Source organism: Micromonospora sp. WMMD987 (assembly GCF_029581435.1).
GTDB classification, from domain to species: domain Bacteria; phylum Actinomycetota; class Actinomycetes; order Mycobacteriales; family Micromonosporaceae; genus Micromonospora; species Micromonospora rifamycinica.
Genome location: NZ_CP120861.1, coordinates 759,970 through 779,966, shown reverse-complemented (window position 1 = coordinate 779,966; position 19,997 = coordinate 759,970). Strand labels below are relative to the sequence as shown.

Here is a 19,997-nt window from a genome sequence, read left to right as displayed (position 1 = left end):
TGTCGGCACGTCGAAGGGAACCAGAGTGAAGCGCCGGATTCTGCACGTCCTGACGATCGCGGTCGTCGCCGTCCCGGGCACCGCCGTGGCCGCCGCGCCGGCCTCGGCCAGCGACGCCCCCGGCTTCGTCTGCAACCTCACCCAGAACACCTGGCTGCGCACGGCACCGCACGGCCAGGTGCTGCGCACCCTGACCGCCGGGCGCGGGTTCCGCTGGCACGGCCAGGGCTGGTCCGAGGACAACGACAGCTGGATCTACGGCCACGGTGCCGAGGACCCGTCCATCGACGGCTGGGTTCCCGCCGGCAACACCACCTGCTGACCCCACCCGCCGGGTCACACCCGCCATGAGCATCTCAGGTGGCGAGGTGGCGGTGTCAGTCAACATCGGGCACCGCCACCTCGCCCCCATCGAGTTGATCAAGGGACGGAGATCGGGCCGGCACCGTCCGGCCGTCATCAGGCAGCCGCCGGACCGCCGCCCTTCAGCGCTCAGGATCGTCGCCGCCACGCTGATCGAGCGCCCGCACCGCAGCCGTCAGCGCTGGGTGGGCTCCGCCACGAACACCCCGCGCCCCGGCCGCCCCACCAGCACACCCTGCTCCCGCAGCCTTGCCACCGCGCGACTGATCGTGGACTGCGAAACGTCGTAGGCGTCCGCCAGGTCCCGCCCCGGGGGGAGCTGAGATCCAGGAGGGTAACGCCCCTCTTGGATCTTTCTCAGCAGGTCGTCGAGCAGTTCGTCCATGGTGGGCGGGATAGGCACAGCGGGCCCCTTGCAGTCGGTTGGCCCGCTCAGTATCGATCAGTGGCTGCGGCAGAGGCAACGTACGTAGCAGTGGTGACATAGGTGGGTCACTGACTCAGAGACATGCTTGACATAGGTGACTCGGTGGTCGTACCGTCGCTCTCGGTGATGCGGTGCTGTTGCGGTCGGTTGGCACCTCTCGTACCGGTCTCGCATCGCCGCCGGAACCCTCTCCCCCGCGCTCCCCCGGCGCGGCACTGCCGCTTGCCCGGCGGGCGGCAGCAGGGTGGTCCCCGCCGATCGCAAGCGGCCGGGGCCACCCCTCCCCCACGACCTGCGGCCTCTCCGAAGGGCGGTCACCTCGTGCGCCACCTGCTCCGCCGGCTGACCCGCCGGCACCATGCCCCACGACCACGGAAGCGGATCGACGGACCATCGACCCACCCCATGATCAAATTGCCGAGAGACACACGACACGCCGAGGAGAGTGCTTCTCATGAACATTTGATCTTGACGCCCCTGACAGTTCCGCCCCCGGGCGGGTGGGCTGCGAAGCAGCCGGCGCGTCCGTCCCCGCTGCGTCCCTGGCAGATCCGCGAGCGCTGCTTCAACCATCGTCGGCGTGGCGTCGACCCCGCCGAGATCCGCGCCTTCCTGCACCGGGTCGCCGACGAACTCACCCTCGCGCAGACAGCCCTGGTCGCGGCGCAGGAGGAGAACGCCCGCATCAGAAGGGCACTGCGCGCGTGGCAGAGCGCCCAGTCCGCGAACCACCGGTACCGATGACCGAGCGTTGGGTGATCCACCTGCCGGTCACCGCGCCCGACCTGCTGCGCGCCCGGATCTTCGCCCGCACCGCCGCCCGGGTACTGGCCCGGCTCAGCGCCCGCGTCGAGCCCGGCGGCGTAACGGTGTCACCCGAGGACCACCAGGACGTACACCACTGGGTCTTCTGCGACCGTCCCCTACCCGGCGGAACCCGCTGCACCCTCCCACCCGACCACACCACCCCCTGCACCCGCCGCCCCCTCCTCCACTAACCCCGCCCGAACCGGGAGCGGAGAGCGCAACGCGAAGGGGAGGCGGGGCAGCCAGAGTCAGAGCACCTTGGTGATCTGCTCGCCGGCCATCCGGTCGGCCGACCCGGCGCGGTCCAGGTTGGCGCAGATCACCACGGACGCGCCGACGGCGAGCGGGGCGAGCAGCCACTTCACCGGCTGTTCGTGTTCGGCGGCGTCGACCAGCAGGCGGTCACCGGGGCGCAGGTCGAGTTGCGCGGCCACCTCCTTGGCCAGGCGTCCCCAGACGGCGTAGCTCGTGCCGTCCGGGGTGGCCGGGGCGGCGGGGTGCACGGCGGCGTAGTCGGGTGGGGTGTCGGTGTGCCGGAGCACCTCGGCGGACCAGTCGAGCCAGCCCACCGGCACGTCGGCCAGCGTCCCGGGGCCGGTGCCGACCAGATAGCGGTGCACCCCGTCGGGCACGTCCTCCAGCCAGTCGTCGAGACGTTCCGGGGTGACGAACACCGCGTCGTACGGTCGGTCGCCGCCCGGTTCGAGGACCGGCAACCCGGCGGTGGCGCGCGGTCGGAACGACACCGCCATCCCCACCGACCAGGCCCCGAGCAACACCGCAGCGGTACGCCAGTGTGGCGGCAACAGCACCGCGACCCGGCTGCCCGGCCCCAGCCCGCACCCGTCGCGCAGCAGCCCGGCGGTGCGCGCCGCCCAGCCACCGAGCTGGCTGGCGGTCAACGCGGTCCGCTCGCCGGTCGCGTCGTCGTAGTAGGTCAGCAGCGGCTGCCCGGCCTGCTCAGGCGCATCGGTCGACGTGCTGACGGTGAGCGGGGCAACCATCGGTCCTCCTGTCCGGACGAATCGCCCCACCCTACCGAGCCCGCCGATCGGAAACAGCGAGCGGACAGGCCCAGCGGAGCAGCGAGCGGAAAGGCCGAGCAGAGCAGCCCCGGAGCCGATTCGACGAGAGGTGAGTACGCGTGCGCATGACATCGGCACCCGCCGCGACAAGACTCGACCCATGCGAACGAAGATCACGGTCGTCCTTGCCGCAGTGAGCCTGGGCGGGCTGCTGCTGACCAGCGGCTGCGGCTACCGGGAGAACATCTGCGGCGACGGCGAGTACCCGGCGATCGCGGTGGGCGGGCAGGGCGGTAGCGCCTGCTTCCCGGACGGTCAGGAGCCCACCGCCCCCTACGTGCGCTACCCGGAGGGCAAGGTCCCGCAGCACGTCGACGACGAGTGGGACGTCTACTGGCGCGACCACGGCATCGACGCGAACGGCACCGTCATCGACAGGTGACCGGAGCGAACACAGCAACCGGAGCGGCCCCGACGGCCGGAACAGCTGGAGCAGCCCCGGCGGCCGGATCGCTGGGGCACGTGGCACGAAACGGCTCACGTTGCCGGCAAAGCCGGCCCCCCGTCGAGCAGCGCGGCGAGCAGGTCGCCCGACTTCTCCACCCGCCGTAACACCTCCCCCGCCGTGTACGGCTTCGCCGAAGGCCGCTTCCCGGCCGCCCCCGCCTCGACCTCGTCCCAGGTCAGCGGCGTCGACACCGCCGGCATCGACTGTGCCCGCAGCGAGTACGGCGCGACTGTCGTCTTCGCCGCGTTGTTCTGGCTCCAGTCGATGAAGACCTTGCCGGGCCGCAGGTTCTTCGCCATCTTCGACACGATCAGGTCGGGGTGTGCCTGCTCCAGTTCCTGCGCGATCCGCCGGGCGTAGCCGGAGACGACCTCGGCGTCCTGGGTGGCGCTGATCGGGCAGCAGAGCTGCATGCCCTTCTTGCCGGAGGTCTTCGGGTGGGCGGCCACCCCGTCGCGGGTGAGACGGTCGCGCAGCAGGAGCGCCACCCGGCAGCACTGCCGCAGCGTCGCCGGGGGGCCGGGATCGAGGTCGACGACCATCAGGTCCGGGTGCGCGCCGATCCGCCACTGCGGGGTGTGCAGTTCCAGGGCGGCGAGGTTGGCCAGCCAGACCAGGGTGGGCAGGTCGTCGGCGACCACGTAGTCGATGGTCTCCCGCCCCCTACTCGACCCGGGGACGGGCAGCGTCTCGGTGCGTACCCAGTCGGGGGTGGCGGCGGGGGCGTTCTTCTCGAAGAACGAGCCGCCGGTGACGCCGTTGGGGAACCGGATCCGGGTCAGCGCCCGGTCGGCCAGGTGCGGCAGCAGCACCGGGGCGATCCGGGTGTAGTAGTCGATCACCTCGCCCTTGGTGAACCCGACCTCCGGGTAGAGCACCTTGTCCAGGTTGGACAGCTCCAGTGCCCGGCCGTCGACCTCGACCCTCACCCGGTCAGGCATCCTCGACCTCCCCGGGCGGCTTGTCGGGGCGCAGCCGCAGTATCCGGGGGAACCGCAGCCGCCCGTCCGGGGTGCGCTGGCCGTACTTCACCTCCACCACGATCCGGGGGGTCACCCAGAGCGTGCCCCGGGCGTCCTCACGCGGCACGTCCCCGGCGAACGGCGGGCCGTCGACCCGCAGCGGTTCGAGTTCGCGCAGCAGTTCCCGTTCCAGGGCCGCGCCGATCCCGCCGCCGACCCGCCCCCGGTAGGTGAGCCGCCCGTCCGGACGCGGCACCCCGACCAGCAGCCCGCCGATCTTCCGCGCCCCGGGCCGCCAACCGCCGATGACGAAGTCACCGGTCACCTCCAGTTTGACCTTGATCCAGTCGGGTGAGCGCACCCCGGGCCGGTAGGCGGACCCGGCCCGCTTGGCCAGCACCCCCTCCAGCCCGTGCTCGCCGGCCGCCTGGTAGGTGGCGGCACCGTCGGTGAAGCAGGGGGGCACCGTCCACCGGGCCGCGCCCAGCCCCAGGCCGTCGAGCGCCGCCCGCCGTTCGTGGTACGGCCACCCGGTGAGGTCCTCACCCCGCAACCGCAACAGGTCGAAGATCATGTACGTGACGGGGATGGTCGCCGCCAGTCTTGCCGCCTTCGCCCGGTCCCGCACGTGCATCCGTTCGGCGAGGGCGGTGAACGAGGGCTGTCCGGCCGGGTCGAAGAGGACCACCTCGCCGTCGAGCAGCGCGTCGTCCACCTGCTCGGCCAGGGTCACCAGCTCCGGGTACGCGGTGGTGATCTCCGCGCCGGAGCGGGCGTACAGGTGCGGGTGTCCACCGGTCAGGTCGGCGAGCGCGCGTACCCCGTCCCACTTGAACTCGTACGCCCAGCCGGCACCCACCGGGAGCGGCCCGGTCGTCGCGAGCATCGGCTTCAACGGAGCGCCGGGCACTCTCCGAATGTAGTTGCACACGGAAGGTGATGCGGGGGCTTCGATCGTTTGCGATCCTGGTCAGGTCGGCGAGAGGAGCGGGGATGCGGGCGATCTGGAAGGGAGCGGTGTCGTTCGGGCTGGTCTCGATCGGGGTGAAGCTCTACTCGGCCACCGAGGAGAAGGACATCCGGTTCCACCAGGTGCACCGGGACGACGGCGGCCGGATCCGCTACAAACGCACCTGCTCGGTCTGCGGCGAGGAGGTCAGCTACGACGACATCGCCAAGGGGTACGACCTGGGCGGCGGCGAGCTGGTGATCCTGACCGACGCCGACTTCGCCGATCTGCCGCTGACCAGTTCCCGGGCGATCGACGTGCTGGAGTTCGTCCCGGCCGAGCAGGTCGACCCGATCCTCTACAACAAGGCGTACTTCCTGGAGCCGGAGGGGACCGCCACCAAGCCGTACGTGCTGCTGCGCGACGCGCTGGCCGACTCGGAGCGGGTGGCGATCGTCAAGGTGGCGCTGCGTCAGCGGGAGCAGTTGGCCACCCTGCGGGTCCGTGACGGGGTGCTGCTGCTCAACACGATGCTCTGGCCCGACGAGGTGCGTACCCCCGACTTCGGTTTCCTGGACGAGGACCTGAAGGTCCGCCCGCCGGAGCTGGCGATGGCCGCCTCGCTGATCGACTCGATGGCCGGGGAGTTCCAGCCGGACGCCTTCACCGACGACTACCGGGCGGCGTTGCAGGAGGTCATCGACGCCAAGGTGGAGGGGCGTGAGGTGGTCCAGCCGGCGGAGGAGGAGGCCGCGCCGGCCGCCGCGGTGGACCTGATGGCGGCGTTGAAGGCGTCCGTCGAGCGGGCCCGGGTGGCCCGGGGCGAGGCACCGGCCGACGAGCCGACGCCGATCTCGTCGGCCCGGTCGGCCCAGCGGGCGGCGAAGACCCCGGCGGCGAAGGCCGGGCCGACGAAGAAGACCCCCGCCCGCAGGACCCCGACGAAGAAGGCGGAACCGGCGAAGAAGACCGCCGCGAAGAAGACCACGGAGAAGAAGGCCACCAAGGCCCCGGCGAAGAAGAACGCCACGAAGAAGAACGCTCCGCGAAAGAGCGCCTGACCGGGCGGGTCGCGACGGTGCCCCCGGCGTGACAGGGAGAGCCGTCCCGCCGGGGTGCGTCCCGCCGGTCAGCCCATGCCGAGCTTCCGGGTGGGCGTGACCCGGACGATCACCCGCTCCTCGCCCGGCCGCCGGAACGGGTAGGTGTCCTGCCCGAGGTACTTCTTCGCCAGCCGGTCGATGTGCGCGTCGGCGCCCTCGGTGACGAATTCGGCGGTACCCCGGACCCAGAGGGTGCGGAAGTCGTCGGCCCGGTCGACCACCGACACCGCGACCACCGGGTTGCGGGCGATGTTGAGGTACTTCTGCCGTCCGAGGGCGGTGTTGAACAGGATGTGCTCGCCGTCGACGTCCACCCAGACCGGGGTGACGTGCGGCGTGCCGTCCGCCTCGATGGTCGCCACGTGGGCGAGCTGGGGTTCGGAGAGCAGGGCCTTGTCTTCGTCGGTGAGGATCGCCATGGTCGAGAACCTACCGCCGGACGGCCCCCGGCACCCGCTGGAAGACCCCGGTGGAACGGGACGCGGTGTCGAATCCGGGGACACGGTGCCGGCCGACGGCCCACCCACGGCATCGATCCGGGTACCGTGTGCGCTGGCCACGGCACCGGGTCGCCGGGCCGGCCACCCACATCAGCAGGGAGTCGAGGACGTGAGCGAGCGTACGGAGAACCGTCCGGCGGGCGAGGGCCAGGGCAAGGAGACGAAGGCACAGCGGCGGCTCGCCGACCAGCTGGCGGCGAAGAAGGCCGCCGAGGCGCGTAAGCGCCGGCAGGCGTGGCTGGGTGCCGTCGCCGGCGTCGCCGTCATCGCGGTGATCGTCGGGGTGTTCGTGGTGGTCCGCAACGGGGAGAAGGACGACCCGAAGCCGGCCGCGGCTCCCGCCGGCTGTGCGGGCGACTTCCCCAAGTTGCCCGAGGGGGCCGACCAGGCGCTGTGCACCAAGCCGCAGGCCACCAAGGGCGAGGGCGAGCTGACCGGGTTGAAGGCCACCCCGCTGATCCGGGGCACCGGCCCGGCCGCCCAGGCCGGTCAGCAGATCACCGTCAACTACGTCGGTGTGTCGTACAAGACCGGTGAGGAGTTCGACGCCTCCTGGAAGCGGTCCGAGCCGTTCTCGTTCGGCCTCGGCCAGGGCAACGTCATCCCGGGCTGGGACCAGGGCATGCAGGGTCAGACCGTGGGCAGCCGGGTCCAGCTCGACATCCCCGCCGACCTGGCGTACGGCGACAAGCCGCAGCGTCCGGGCGCACCGTCCGGTCCGCTGCGGTTCATCGTCGACGTGCTGGCGGTGCAGTAGACCACAGGGGTCTTCCGGCCCGACACCTACCGGCAGTAGGTTCGGGGTCACCGTGAGCGGCCGGTCCGCCCACGGTGACCCCCACCGAACCGGAGGTGCGCGTGCCGGCGCTGGACGTTCCCGGGCCGACAGCCCGGCTGATGTGGACGCACGTCGAACCCCTGCACGCGATCACCTACTTCCATCCCCGGGCCCGCGCCGCCCACGAGGCGATCGGGTTGCGCGGTTACTGGCGGGGCTACTTCGCGGGTCGCGCCGCTCCCCTCGGCCCGGTCGACGCGGCTCCGGTGATCGCGGCCTTCTTCAGCTTCGCTCCGCCGATGGTCAGCCGGGCGCTGCCGGCGGTGTGGCAGCTCGCCAGCCCCGAGGAGGCGTTGCGCTCCCGGCTCACCGGGGCGGTGCAGGCGCTCGCCGAACTCACCTACGAACTCCCCGAGGCGCACCTGGCCGAGGCCGCTGAGCTGCTGGAGGTGGCGGCCGTCGCGGCCGACACCGCCGGCCGGGTGCTCGGCGCGGCCAACGCCGCCCTGCCGCGCGGCGACTACCCGCTGGCCCGGCTCTGGCAGGCCGCCACCACGCTGCGTGAACATCGCGGCGACGGGCACGTGGCCGCCCTGGTCGCCGCCGGTCTGGACCCGGTGGAGACGTTGGCCTTCCGGGTCGCCGGGGGCCAGCCGCCGGAGCACCTGCTCGGCCGGGGCTGGACACCGGAGCAGTGGGACGCGGCCCGGGGCCGGCTGGTCGCCCGGGGCTGGCTGACCGCCGACGGGGCGCCGACCGAGGTGGGACGCAGCGGCTTCCGGGCCGTCGAGGCGGCCACCGACCTCGCCGCGGCCCGCCCCTGGCAGGCCCTCGGCCCGGACCGCGCGGACCGGCTCTGCGAGCTGCTCGACCCGGTCGCCCGGGCCTGTCACACGATCCTGCCCCCGGACAACCCCATCGGACTGCCCGCCCTGCACTCCTGACCGCGCGCCCCGCGACCTGCCCGGCGACCCGCAGGTGCGCGTGCCACGACCTGCCCGGCGACCCGATGCCGGGTGTCCGGCGACCGGCCCGGCGACGCGATATTGACACAACTATTAACGTCGAGCAGACTGCGGCGACGGGAGCGCTCCCACGTCGAGGTGGGAGGCCGTCTCCCCACCGTGGCACCGCTACGGTCCCGCACTCTCCAGGTCGGCTACCGGTCGCCGCACGCCCATCGAGCACCACGACGGTGGTCGTCGCGCGGGCCGGCTCCCGCGTACGCCGCGGCCTGCCCGGTCGCGAAAGGTAGTGAACGTGCGACGTACGAAGACCGACCAGTGGAGCCAGGAACTACGCACCGTACGCGACCCCGAGCAGCTGTTCGGCGACAGCGCGCAGACCGGCGTCCTGCGCCTGCTCACCATGGCCGGCAAGGTGCCCTTCCGGTCCGCCTTCGACGGGCTGACCCTGCGCGAGCAGGCGATCGTCCGGCACCTGCTCGGCCGGCAGCACCTGCGGCTGACCCCGCCCGGCGTCGACACACCGCCCGCCCCGTTCGTGCTGGCCCACTCGACACTCGGCAAGCTGACCATCCACGAACCCGCGCGGGGCGACCTGCCGACCGAGGAGGTCGTCGCCGAACTCAGCCTGCCGCAGTGGCTGGTCGAGATGCTCGACGAGGAGTGCCTGCCGGCCGAGGCCGAGGAGGAGCAGCACCGTTACGAGATCGACCACACCCTGTCCACCTGGCACGCCGACGGCACCCTGGCGGAGCGGCTCGAAGAGGTCATCGACTGGGTGGAGCGCGTCGAGACCGTCCTGGTCCACATTCAACGCCGGGTGTTCTCCCGGTCGGACTCCGGCTCCAGCACCCTGATCCGCGACGGCGTGCTGCCCGCGCTGCGTGACCGTCCACCTGCCGACTGGAGCCCCGAGGAACGGCTGTTCGTGGGCGCGATCCAGCTACTGTTCCGTACCGGCCGGGCGGTCCGGTTCGAGGAGTTCAACGGCCGCCAGCTCAGCGCCGTCAGCCTGCGCCGGGTGCTGACCACCCGCTGTGCGGCGTACCTGCGGGTGCTCGGCGAACCGGTCACCGGGCAGCTCAGCACCGCGACCCTGACCGAGTTGGCCGCGCTCGCCGGTGACCTGGTCGAACGGGTCGACGGTGGTGACCACATGCGGTACCGGCGGGTCAACGGGCTCACCTACGCCAAGGACGAGTACCTGGTGCCGTGGGCGCAACAGGAGCGTGGTCACGCGGAACTGCCCCGGACGCTGCACGCCCTGACCGGGCCGTTCGACGGGGACGACCCCGCCGCCCTGGTGCGGCACGCCACCGCCGCCGCCCTGCGGACCGCGCACCGCGACGGCGACGAGGGCGACCTGACCCGGATCCTGGAGGACATCGTGCTGGGCGCGGTCGTCGACGCCCGCGCCGACTACGGCATGTCCAGCGGCATCCGGGACCTGTCCCGGCTGAACGGCCCGGCCGGGCGGTACGGCGAGGACGTGGCGGGCCTGCGGAAGCCGGACTTCTTCTGCTGTGTGCTGCCCAGCCCGCAGATGGCCGCCGACCTGCCCGCCGATGCCGTCACCGACATCCTGTGGCAGGTCGCCCAACGGATGATGTACAACCGCTGGCACTTCGTGCCCGGCAACTTCGACCGGATCGAGGTGCCCCGCCAGCGGCACTACTTCTTCCCGCCGCTGGTCCCCGACATCGGCGAGTGGGGCGACCTGCGCCACGGTGGACACAGCACCGCCCGGGTCCGGTACACCCTGCGCGCCCCCGGCGCGGCGATGTGGAAGCAGCCGCTCACCGTCTCCGGGCGGCAGTACCGGGGGGCCTTCGACATCCGGCTGGTACGCATGGACGGGCCGCCGTTCACCCTGGCGGACCTGCGCATCGCCTGCCGGTACTCGGCGTTGGTGGACGTGCTGTGGCGGGAGATCGCCGGCTACGCCGAGGAGCACGACGGCTGGACCCCGACGATCGCCGCGTTCGGCGGCGACTGGTACACGGCGAACGCCTGGCGCACACCGGTCGAGCGGCTGGCCGGGGACGCGCAGATGGTCGGTGGGCCGGCGTGAGCGCCGACCCGCGCCACGTCGTCGTCAACGACGAGGGGCAGTACTCGCTGTGGCCGGCGGACCGGCCCGTGCCGGGCGGCTGGACGCCGGTGTTCACCGGTCCGGTCGAGCGGTGCCTGGAGCATGTCGCCGGGCACTGGACCGACCTGCGGCCCGCCTCGCTGCGGACCACCGCGGGCGGTGCGGAGCACGACGGACGGCCCGAACCCGCCACGGTAGGCGTCGCGGACCGCGACCTACGGCCCGAACCCGCCACGGTGGACGCGGCGCGGTCGGTCGCCACCGGACCGCGCCGTCCATTCGGCCGGACGCCGCTGCACGTGCTCGTCGACGAGGCGCTGGCCGCCGACCCCGGGCGGATCGCGGTGCGCTTCGCGGGGGTCGAGGTCACCGCCGGTGACCTGCTGGCCCGGGTCCGGCACACCGCGCGGGTGCTGCGGGCGCACGGCGCGGGGCCGGAGACGCCGGTCGCGGTGCTGCTGCCCCGGTCGGTGGACGCGGTGGTGGCGATCCTCGCGGTGCTGGCGGCCGGGTCGGCGTACCTGCCGTTGTCCGTGCACGATCCGGTGGACCGGCGGGCCCGGATCCTGGCGGACGCGGGCGATCCGGTGCTGCTGACCGGGCCGGGGCACCGGGGGCAGGTGCCCGCCGGCTATCCGGCGACCGTGCTCGACGTGACCGACCTGCCCGACACCCTCGGCGACGACGGCGACGGTGGCTGCCGGGTGGAGAACCTGGCGTTCATCATGTACACCTCGGGCACCAGCGGAGCCCCCAAGGGGGTGCTCGGCACCCACCGCCAACTGGTCAACTACGTCGACTGGTGCGCCCGGGAGTTCGCCTTCCAGCCGCGGGAACGCGCGGTCCTGCACGCCCCGCTGTACTTCGTCGGCTCGGTGATGACGCTGTTCACCGCCCTGGTCGCGGGCTGGGAGCTGGAGGTTGCGCCGGAGCCGGTCGCCTTCGACGACCTGATCACGCTGACCGCCGCCGCGCCGTGCGGTTTCCTGAAGCTCACCCCGTCGCACGTGCGGGCGATGACCGCGCTGGGCGGGGTGGACGACGTCGCCCGTCAGGTCATGATCGGCAGTGAACCGCTGTACCTGACCCCCGAGTTCGACAGGTGGATCGGCAACAGCCCGAAGTCCGGCTTCGGCAACCACTACGGCATGAGCGAGACCGTCGGCGCCACCTGGTACTGGATCGGCCCGGACCGTACGGTCGGCCGCCGGCTGCCGGTCGGGGCGCCCATCCCCAACGCCGAGGTGCACATCCTCGACGAGGACGGGCTGCCCGTGCCGGTGGGCCGGACCGGCGAGATCTGCCTGGGCGGGGCCGTCATCGGCCGTGGCTACCACGGCCAGCCGGTGCTGACCGCCCAGCGGTGGATCCCGCACCCGGCGGGCGGCGGGGCACGGCTGCTGCGCACCGGGGACCTCGGCCGGTTGGCCGCCGACGGGGTGCTCGACGTGCTCGGCCGCGCCGACCGGCAGGTGAAGATCCGTGGCCAGCGAGTCGAGCCGCCGGCGGTCGAGGACGCGTTGCGCCGCTGCCCCGGTGTCGCCGAGGCGGTGGTGATCGCCGAACCCGACGGCCACGACCTGCGCCTGGTCGCGTACCTGCGGTCCGAGCAGGAGCAGCGGCCCACCGAGGCGCAGCTCCGCGCGCACGCCGCCGGGTTGTTGCCGGAGGCGTCCGTTCCGAGCCGGTTCCGGTACGTGGCGCAGTACCCCCTCACCCCGAACGGCAAGGTGGACACCCGCCGGCTGCCCACCGTGCCGACGGTACGGCCCGAGCTGGACACCCCGTACGCCGCGCCCTCCGGCGACCTGGAGACGGCGGTGGCGGCCGTGGTCGCCGGGGTGCTGCGGGTGGACCGGCTCGGTGTCGACGACGACTTCTTCGCGCTGGGCGGCGATTCCATGCAGGTCGTCGAGGTCGTCACCCGGCTCGACGAGGAGCTGGGCCTGCCGGTGGGCATCGCCGACCTGTTCGACCGGCGCACGGTCCGGGCGCTGGCCGCCGGGGTGGACGGCCGGCACCCGGCGACCGTGGCGACCCCGGTCTCCCCCACCGTGGAGCCGGCGGGCCGGTCCGCCCGCACCGACGTGGTGCCCCCGGTGACCCCGGACCCGGCGGTCCAGGCGCGGTTCTCCGGGGCGTCCACCGGCTCCGCGCCGCTGACCTGGGGTCAGGCGGCCATGTACCGGCCCATGCAGTGGTTCGGCGAGGCCAGCCGGGACTTCAACATCCGGCGGGTGCTGCGGCTGGCCGCCCCGGTGCCGGTCGAACGGGTCACCGCCGCCTGGTCGGCGCTGGTGCTGCGGCACCAGGCGCTGCGGACCCTGATGACCGACGACGCGGACGGCCCCCGGCAGCACCTGCGCGCCGACGGGACGTACCCGCCGCTGGTGCGGGACACCACCGCGGAGGCGCTGCCGGAGGCGGCCGACGCCGCCGCCGCCGAGTTGGCCGGCAGCGCGTTCAACCTGGATCGGGAGTGGCCGGTCCGGTGGGCGCTGCTGCGCGTCGACGGCCTGGTCGAGGCGGTCGCCGTGGCCGCGTCGCACGTGTCGTTGGACGGCTGGTCGCTGGAGTTGCTGCTGGCCGAGCTGCGCACCCTGGTCGAGGGCGGGCGCACCCTACCCGCGCCGGGCTGGCAGCCGCTGGACCAGGCCGGCTACGAGGCCTCACCGGCCGGGCAGCGGCGGGCCCGGCAGTCGCTGGCCTACTGGCGGGACCGGCTGCCCGCGGTGCCGCAGCGGATCTTCGACGGGCCGGAGCAGGACGCGGCGGCGCTGCCCGTCGTCACCTGGCGGATGGAGTCCAGCGCGGTGGCCGTCGCCGCCGCCGTGCTGGCCCAGCGCACCGGGGCGTCGTCGTCCACGGTGGTGCTGACCGCCGCGCTGCTGATCCAGGCGGCGCTGACCGGCCGGGACCGGGCCGTGGTCAAGTTGATCGCGGGCAACCGGAACACCCCCCGCCAGCGGGAACTGGCCACCGGCATCGCCCAGAACGCGCTGCTGGTGTTCGACGTCGGGGACGGTGACGTCGAGGAGGCCGTCCGACGCTGCTACCGCGACTCAACCGAGTCCTACTTCCACGCCACCTACCCGCCGGACGCGTTGGACGACCTGATCCGGACCGAGGGCGCGCGGGCCGACCTGTCGGTGTACTTCAACGACTCCCGGATGGGCCGGGACTTCGACGTGCCGACGGACCCGCCCGACCGCGCGACGCTGGGCGACCTGGCCGCGCAGACCACGGTGCGGCAGATCGCCGCCGTCGCCCGGCACGACATGACGTTCTTCCTGGCCATGCCCCATCTCGCCGACGGTTGCGCGCTGCACCTGCTGGCCGACACCCGGCGGATACCCGAGGCCACCTGCCTGCGGGCGTTGCGGGGCGTCGAGACGCTGCTGTGCGAGGCGGTGCTGCGCCCGGTGCCGGTCCGGGACGTCGCCACGCTGCTGGACCTCGGTTGACCCGCCCCTCCCACCGCAAGGAGCCCCGATGACCGACCGCTACCCGCTGCTGCACCGGTTGGCCGCCGCCGACGACGCCGCGCTCACCGGCACCCCGCTGCCGCCCGACGGTCGCTACCAGGTCGTCACCACCACCGTCGACGAGGTGACCGCCCAGATCGTGCGCACCCTGCGGGAGGGGTTCGCCGGGCGCGGTCCGGCCGACTACCCGCTGCTGGTGCTCGGTTGGGGGCGTTGCCGGGTCGGCTCGACGGCGGTGACCAACCTGTTCGGCATGGCCCGGGCCGCCGCCTACTACCAGCCGGTCAAGACCATCGGCCGGTTCGCGCTGACCGGCGGCGAGGGCTCCCCGTGGAAGCTGCCCGACGGTGAGCCGGTGCTGTTCGCCAAGGAGATGGCCGGGCCGTACGTGCCGTTCGAGGCACTGTTCAACCCGGCCCGCTGCCTGATCGAGGCCGGCTGGCCGGTCGACCGGCTGCGCCTGCTGGTGCTGGACCGGCAGCCGCGGGCCTCGCTCGACTCGTGGATGGCCAAGTGGGAGGGCAGGATCGGGCGGGAACGGGTGGTGGAGAACTTCGTGCTCAGCACCCTGAACTACGCCCGGATGCGCCGTTACGCCGCGGCCGAGGGGCTGGCGGTGACGCACTTCCCGTACGAGTGCAGCCGGTTCCCGCAGGAGACGGTCTCCCGGTTGTTCGCCCGCCTCGGCATCGACCACCTGTACCGGCCGGAGATGCTCACCGGCTGGGGTGCGGCCGGCGACCTCAACTCCGACCAATCGAAGATCCACAACCCGGTCGAGCCGGAGCCGTACGTCGTGCCCGGCCTGCACGGCAACGCCGACGAGTACCGCTTCCGGGAGCGGCAGGTGACCGCCCTGACCGAGGAGGAGCTGGCGGTGGCGGACAGCGCCGAGGTGGTGGAGTCGTACCAGGTGTCGGTACGCAGTTGCGGGCAGGAGCTGGAGCTGCCCGCGCCGCTGCGGGAGAAGGTCTTCGGCTGACCCCGATGGCCGCCCCCTCCACCGGCACCGGGCAGGTACGCGAGGCCGCGCTCGCCCGGCTACGGATCGCCCGGCAGTGGCCCGCCGCCGGCCCCGGCTGGAGTGCCGTCGCGCTCGCGCTCAGCGTCGTCCGGGGGGTGCTGCCGGTGGTCTTCGCGATCGCCGTCAGCACCACCGTCGGCCGCATCGGGCCGGTGCTGCACGGCACCGCACCGCAGGCCCGGGTGTGGTGGCCGCTGGCCGTCGCCGGGGCGGCGCTGATCGTGCTGCACCTGGCCGAGGCGGCCCAGAAGGCGGTCGCCGAGCAGCTCGCCCGGCGCGTCGACGGGCACATGTACCGGCGGCTCATCGCCGCGTCGCTGTCGACCCGGGAGATCACCCCGCTGGAGGATCCGGCGGTCCTGGACGAGCTGGGCGAGGCCGGGCACGAGCTGCGGTTCGCGTTCCGCACCCCGGGCGCGGCGTACGCCGGGCTGATCGCGCTGGTCGGGCCGTACACCCAGGTCGTGGGGTTCACGGTGGTGGTCGCGGTGGTGCTGGGGCCGTGGGCGGCGCTGGCGATGCTGCTGGTGGTGTCGCTGTTCCGCCACGGGCAGCGGGGCGGGCTGCGCCGCTATGCCCGGGTCATCCGCGACGTCGCCGACCTGCGCCGGGAGAGCCGCTACCTGCGCGGGCTGGCGATGGGTCCGGCCGCCGCCAAGGAGCTGCGCGTCTTCGGCCTGACCGACTGGCTGACCGCCCGCTACCGGCAGGTCTACCGCCGCGCCCTGGCCCCGGTGTGGGCCGAACGCCGACGCATCTACCTGCGGCCCTACCTGGGGTACACGGCCGTCGGGCTGACCGGCGTCGCGGCCGTGCTGGCGCTGGCCGGGGCACGCGCCGCCGACGGGGTGATCGACCTGGCCGGGCTGGCGCTGGTGCTCCAGGCGGTGCTGGCGTTGATCCGGCTGGGCGAGTTCTATCCGGACTCCGACACCCAGACCCAGTACGGCATGAACGCCGAGACGGCCGTCACGGCGTTCGAGCGGTCCATGGCCCGCTACGCCGAACCCGCCGACACCGGCCGGGCCGGGCGCAACACCGACACCGACACCGACCAGGCTGGGCCACCCGCCGACACCGGCCGGGCCGGGCCACCGGCCGCTGCGGCTCCGGCGATCGACTTCTCCGGGGTCCGCTTCGGCTACCCCGGGGCGGCCCGACCGGTGCTGGACGGCCTGGACCTGCACATCCCCGCCGGACGGTGCACCGCCCTGGTCGGGGTGAACGGCGCGGGCAAGACCACCCTGGTGAAGCTGCTGGCCCGGCTCTACTCACCCGGTGCCGGCACGGTACGCGCCGACGGCGTCGACCTCGCCGACCTGCCCGCCCGGGACTGGCAGCGCCGGATCGCCGTGGTGTTCCAGGACTTCGTGCGCTACGAACTCTCCGCCGCCGCCAACATCGGCTTCGGCGCGGTCGAGCACCTCGACGACCGGGCCGGGATCCGCCGCGCGGCCCGGGAGGCGGGGCTGCTCGACACCCTCGACGCGTTGCCGGACGGCCTGGACACGCTGCTGTCGCGGGCCTACGAGGGTGGTCTGGACCTGTCCGGCGGGCAGTGGCAGCGGATCGCCATCGCGCGGGCGCTGTTCGCGCTCTACCACGGCAGCACCGTGCTCGTGCTGGACGAACCCACCGCGGCGTTGGACGTCCGCGCCGAGGCCGAGTTCTTCGCCCGGTTCGCCGAGCTGACCCGGGGCCGGACCACCATCCTCATCTCGCATCGGCTGTCCAGCGTCCGGCGGGCCGACCGGATCGTCCTGCTCGACCAGGGACAGGTCGTCGAGCAGGGCAGCCACGACGAGCTGATGGCCGCGGACGGCCGGTACGCCGCCATGTTCACGCTCCAGGCGGAGCGCTTCGCCGACGACGCCGACAGCGACCCACTGACACAGGTACCGGGGTGAGGCGATGTTGACGGCGATCACCGGTCTGATGCGGCTGTCGTGGCGGCAGGACCGGCGCAGGATGGCCGTGGCGTTGGCGCTGATGGCGGGCAACGCGGTCGCGCTGCCGCTGGCCGCGGTGGCGCTCCGGCAGCTCACCAACGCGGCGGCGGCCGGTGACGCCGTATCGGCCGCCTGGTCCGGGCTGGCCGTCGCGGTGGCCGCCATCGCGGCGCTGACCTGCGCGCACTTCGCCCACATCGGGTACTTCGAGGTGTCCGAACTCAACGTGCTGAGCACCGACGAGCAGCTCATCGAGATCAGCAACGGCACGCCGTACCTCGACCACCACGAGCGACCCGACAGCGCCGACCGGATGGCGCTGGCGCAGGACGAGTTGCAGCGTGTCGGCGAGGGGTTGCAGGCGCTGCTGACCGGCGGCTCGCTGGCGGTCAGCCTGCTGCTGACCACCGTGCTGCTCACCCTGGTCCACCCGGCGCTGGTGGTGCTGCCGCTGCTGGCCGCGCTGCCGGTGCTGGCGGGCCGGCGGGCGCAGGCCGCCGCCGACCGGGCGCGCGAGGAGAGCATCGTCGACACCCGGCAGGCCCGGCACCTGTTCGAGCTGACCACCGACGCGGCCTCGGCCAAGGAGCTGCGGCTGCTGGGCCTGGTCGGGCACCTGCAACAGCGGTACGCCGGGCACTGGCAGCGGGCCACCGCCCGGATCTGGCGGGGCGAGCTGGCCGCCGGGTGGTGGCGCGCGGCCGGGCAGGGCGTGTTCGGTCTCGGCTACGTCGCCGCGCTGGTCCTGGTGGTCCGCGACGCGATCCGTGGCCACGCGGACGTCGGTGACGTGGTGCTGGCGGTCCTGCTCGCCTCGCAGCTCAACCAGCAGGTGGCCGCCGCGGTGACGATCACCCAGCAGCTCGCGCGCAGCGGCCGGTCGCTGCGCCGGCTGGACGAGGTGCGCGACCTGGTGCCACAGCCGGCCCCGCCACCCGACGCGCCCACCATCCCGCTGCGCCCGCCGGCCCGCCTGCTGGAGGGTATCCGGCTGCGGGGTGTCACCTTCGGCTATCCCGGCGCGGCCGGGCCGGTGCTGCACGACGTCGACCTGCTGCTGCCCGCCGGTGCCACGGTGGCGGTGGTGGGTGAGAACGGTGCCGGCAAGACCACGCTGGTCAAGCTGCTCAACCGGTTCTACGAACCCGACCGGGGCACGATCGAGGTCGACGGGGTGGACCTGCGGCACCTCGACCTCGCCGCCTGGCGGGCGCGGACCACCGCCGTGTTCCAGGACTACGCCCGCCCGGAGCTGACCGCCCGGCTGGTGGTGGGCATCGGTGACCTGCCCCGGGCCACCGACGACGACGCGGTACGCACCGGTCTGGCCCGCGCGCACAGCAGCGTCCTCGACAAGCTGCCGTACGGGCTGGACACCCGGCTGGGGCGCAGCCACGCCGACGGCGGGGTGGACGCCTCCGGCGGGCAGTGGCAGCAGCTCGCGCTCGGCCGGGCGATGATGCGCGACGCTCCGCTGCTGATGGTGCTGGACGAGCCGGCGTCGGCGCTGGACGCCGAGGCCGAGCACCGGCTGTTCGCGCGGTACGTCGACGGCGCGGCCCGGGTCGCCGCCGACAGCGGCGGGGTGACGGTGTTCGTGTCGCACCGGCTCTCCACCGTCCGCAGCGCCGACCTGATCGTCGTGATCGGCGACGGCGGGGTACGCGAGCTGGGCACCCACGACGAGCTGATCCGCCTCGACGGGGTGTACGCCGCCCTCTACGCCACCCAGGCCGCCGCCTACCGCTGAGTTCCCGGCCGTACCTCCGAGCTGGACCGCAGGTCCCTTAGCTGCCCGGTCACGACGCACGGCCCGCCCAGGTAGCGGGCGAGGGACACCGGAGGGCGGTCGCAACACCGTTGCGTTAACCCCGTGGCCAGCTGGCCAACCAGGGCCAGGAAGCGCCCGATCGGGCAGCGGGCCGAGCCCGCTTGGCGATCATGGAGTTGTGGTGCCGATTTTGGGGGTTTTACGGGTCTTTTGTTACCCACCACAACTCCATGATCGGCGAGGCAGCGCTGGTTGTTCCACCTGACGCAACGGTGTTGAGCTCGGTCGTACTCCGCGATCGACTCGCGTCGGCGGGTGGGACACGGCCAGGGCGATTCACACCCGGCACACGTCCAGGCAGGCAGAACGGGTCCGTGGTTCGTCATCGGTCCACCACAGCAGAAGGAGTGCGCGCCACGATCATCATGGGCCGCAGGGGATTCCCCGATCCCCTCGTCCCCTTGAAAATGGGCCGGGTCTGGGATGGCGAGACCGTCCGGGCCTGGATCGCCACGAACCGCCCCAGCACCGCCGCCGAGGGCTGACCCCACCGGGGGCACCACGAGACCGGCGGGTGGGGTCGGGGAGGATGGCGGGGTGACGGTGGATGCGGTGGTGTTCGACCTGGACGGCGTGATCGTGGACTCGGAGCCGGTCTGGGAGGAGGTGCGCCGGGCCTACGTGGCGGCGCGGGGCGGCACCTGGCAGCCCGACACCCAGCGGCGGCTGATGGGGATGAGCACCGGCGAGTGGGCCGAGTACCTCAGCGGTGAGCTGGGCGTCGACCGGAGCGCCGGGCAGGTCGCCACCGAGGTGGTCGAGGAGATGGCCCGGCGGTACGCGGTGCGCGTACCGCTGATCGACGACGCCGACCTGGTGGTACGCCGGCTGGCCGCGCGGTGGCCGCTGGGGCTGGCCAGTTCCTCGCCGACCCGGCTGATCGCCGCGGCGCTGGCCGCCGCGGACCTCGCCGCCGAGTTCCGGGTCACCCTGTCGACCGAGCGGACCGCCCGGGGCAAGCCCGCGCCCGACGTGTACCTGGCCGTCGCCGAGCGGCTCGGGGTCGACCCGGCCCGGTGTGCCGCCGTGGAGGACTCCTCCAACGGGGTCCGCTCGGCCGCCGCCGCCGGGATGCGGGTGGTCGCGGTGCCGCACGGGTCGTACCCGCTGGACCCGGACGCGGCGGAGCTGGCCGCCCTGGTGCTCCCGTCGGTGCACGACCTCACCCCGGAGGTGGTGGACCGGCTCGGCTGAAACCGCCTCCGCGACCCGGCCGGGCCGCCTAGCGT

General features: G+C 73.3%; 18 protein-coding genes. 13 read left to right on the top strand and 5 right to left on the bottom strand.

Translation table 11 applies throughout. From position 1 onward, the window contains the following. Nucleotides 1-25: 25 nt before the first annotated feature. On the top strand, nucleotides 26-322 hold the full coding sequence (locus O7612_RS03505) for a hypothetical protein (RefSeq protein ID WP_282270392.1): 297 nt from the start codon (nucleotides 26-28) through the stop codon (nucleotides 320-322). 216 nt (nucleotides 323-538) lie between these two features. On the opposite strand, the gene O7612_RS03500 is transcribed toward O7612_RS03505, so the two are convergent. Beyond that, on the bottom strand, nucleotides 539-748 hold the full coding sequence (locus O7612_RS03500; RefSeq protein WP_282273781.1) for a winged helix-turn-helix domain-containing protein: 210 nt from the start codon (nucleotides 746-748) through the stop codon (nucleotides 539-541). Between the two features lie 519 nt (nucleotides 749-1,267). Between O7612_RS03500 and O7612_RS03495 the strand changes: the two genes are divergently transcribed. Together O7612_RS03495 and O7612_RS03490 are read left to right on the top strand one after the other, a co-directional pair. Further along, the gene (locus O7612_RS03495; protein ID WP_348774292.1) at nucleotides 1,268-1,534 is read left to right on the top strand and encodes a DivIVA domain-containing protein; all 267 of its coding nucleotides are present in this window, start codon (nucleotides 1,268-1,270) and stop codon (nucleotides 1,532-1,534) included. Then, a complete protein-coding gene (locus O7612_RS03490) occupies nucleotides 1,531-1,788 on the top strand; it encodes a hypothetical protein (protein ID WP_282270390.1) in 258 nt (85 codons plus the stop codon). The genes O7612_RS03495 and O7612_RS03490 overlap by 4 nt, the downstream gene beginning before the upstream one ends. A gap of 57 nt (nucleotides 1,789-1,845) precedes the next feature. Here O7612_RS03490 and O7612_RS03485 read toward each other — a convergent pair whose 3' ends face one another. Continuing rightward, the gene (locus tag O7612_RS03485; protein WP_282270388.1) at nucleotides 1,846-2,601 is read right to left on the bottom strand and encodes a TIGR03089 family protein; all 756 of its coding nucleotides are present in this window, start codon (nucleotides 2,599-2,601) and stop codon (nucleotides 1,846-1,848) included. Nucleotides 2,602-2,782: 181 nt separating this feature from the next. On the opposite strand from O7612_RS03485, the gene O7612_RS03480 reads away from it, so the two are divergent. After that, nucleotides 2,783-3,064 (top strand): hypothetical protein, encoded by a 282-nt coding sequence (locus O7612_RS03480; protein ID WP_282270386.1) that lies wholly within the window; start codon nucleotides 2,783-2,785, stop codon nucleotides 3,062-3,064. 95 nt (nucleotides 3,065-3,159) lie between these two features. On the opposite strand, the gene ligD (O7612_RS03475) is transcribed toward O7612_RS03480, so the two are convergent. Beyond that, nucleotides 3,160-4,071, bottom strand: coding sequence for a non-homologous end-joining DNA ligase (gene ligD / locus O7612_RS03475; RefSeq protein ID WP_282270384.1), 912 nt, complete (start codon nucleotides 4,069-4,071; stop codon nucleotides 3,160-3,162). After that, entirely contained in the window at nucleotides 4,064-5,002 is a 939-nt protein-coding gene (gene ligD / locus O7612_RS03470; RefSeq protein WP_282270382.1) for a non-homologous end-joining DNA ligase, read from the bottom strand. The genes ligD (O7612_RS03475) and ligD (O7612_RS03470) overlap by 8 nt, the downstream gene beginning before the upstream one ends. 83 nt (nucleotides 5,003-5,085) lie before the next feature. Here ligD (O7612_RS03470) and O7612_RS03465 point away from each other — a divergent pair, with 83 nt between their 5' ends. Beyond that, nucleotides 5,086-6,102, top strand: coding sequence for a Ku protein (locus O7612_RS03465; protein ID WP_282270380.1), 1,017 nt, complete (start codon nucleotides 5,086-5,088; stop codon nucleotides 6,100-6,102). 68 nt (nucleotides 6,103-6,170) lie between these two features. Here O7612_RS03465 and O7612_RS03460 read toward each other — a convergent pair whose 3' ends face one another. Continuing rightward, entirely contained in the window at nucleotides 6,171-6,563 is a 393-nt protein-coding gene (locus O7612_RS03460) for a PPOX class F420-dependent oxidoreductase (protein ID WP_282270378.1), read from the bottom strand. Between the two features lie 190 nt (nucleotides 6,564-6,753). Here O7612_RS03460 and O7612_RS03455 point away from each other — a divergent pair, with 190 nt between their 5' ends. From O7612_RS03455 to O7612_RS03420, 8 genes are all read left to right on the top strand, one after another. Continuing rightward, nucleotides 6,754-7,401: an FKBP-type peptidyl-prolyl cis-trans isomerase gene (locus O7612_RS03455; protein ID WP_067300252.1), complete on the top strand. Its 648-nt coding sequence runs from the start codon at nucleotides 6,754-6,756 to the stop codon at nucleotides 7,399-7,401. Between the two features lie 140 nt (nucleotides 7,402-7,541). Next, a complete protein-coding gene (locus O7612_RS03450) occupies nucleotides 7,542-8,366 on the top strand; it encodes a hypothetical protein (RefSeq protein WP_067300618.1) in 825 nt (274 codons plus the stop codon). Between the two features lie 316 nt (nucleotides 8,367-8,682). Next, nucleotides 8,683-10,458 (top strand): hypothetical protein, encoded by a 1,776-nt coding sequence (locus O7612_RS03445; RefSeq protein WP_282270370.1) that lies wholly within the window; start codon nucleotides 8,683-8,685, stop codon nucleotides 10,456-10,458. Beyond that, nucleotides 10,455-13,943 carry an AMP-binding protein gene (locus O7612_RS03440; RefSeq protein WP_282270368.1) on the top strand — a complete coding sequence of 1,163 codons (3,489 nt, stop codon included), beginning with the start codon at nucleotides 10,455-10,457 and terminating at the stop codon, nucleotides 13,941-13,943. The genes O7612_RS03445 and O7612_RS03440 overlap by 4 nt, the downstream gene beginning before the upstream one ends. A gap of 28 nt (nucleotides 13,944-13,971) precedes the next feature. Then, entirely contained in the window at nucleotides 13,972-14,946 is a 975-nt protein-coding gene (locus tag O7612_RS03435) for a hypothetical protein (protein ID WP_282270366.1), read from the top strand. A 5-nt stretch (nucleotides 14,947-14,951) separates the two neighbouring features. Further along, on the top strand, nucleotides 14,952-16,895 hold the full coding sequence (locus O7612_RS03430) for an ABC transporter ATP-binding protein (protein WP_282270364.1): 1,944 nt from the start codon (nucleotides 14,952-14,954) through the stop codon (nucleotides 16,893-16,895). 4 nt (nucleotides 16,896-16,899) lie between these two features. Beyond that, the gene (locus O7612_RS03425; protein WP_282270362.1) at nucleotides 16,900-18,687 is read left to right on the top strand and encodes an ABC transporter ATP-binding protein; all 1,788 of its coding nucleotides are present in this window, start codon (nucleotides 16,900-16,902) and stop codon (nucleotides 18,685-18,687) included. 618 nt (nucleotides 18,688-19,305) lie between these two features. Next, nucleotides 19,306-19,962, top strand: coding sequence for an HAD family phosphatase (locus O7612_RS03420; RefSeq protein ID WP_282270360.1), 657 nt, complete (start codon nucleotides 19,306-19,308; stop codon nucleotides 19,960-19,962). The last annotated feature ends 35 nt before the right edge of the window (nucleotides 19,963-19,997 follow it).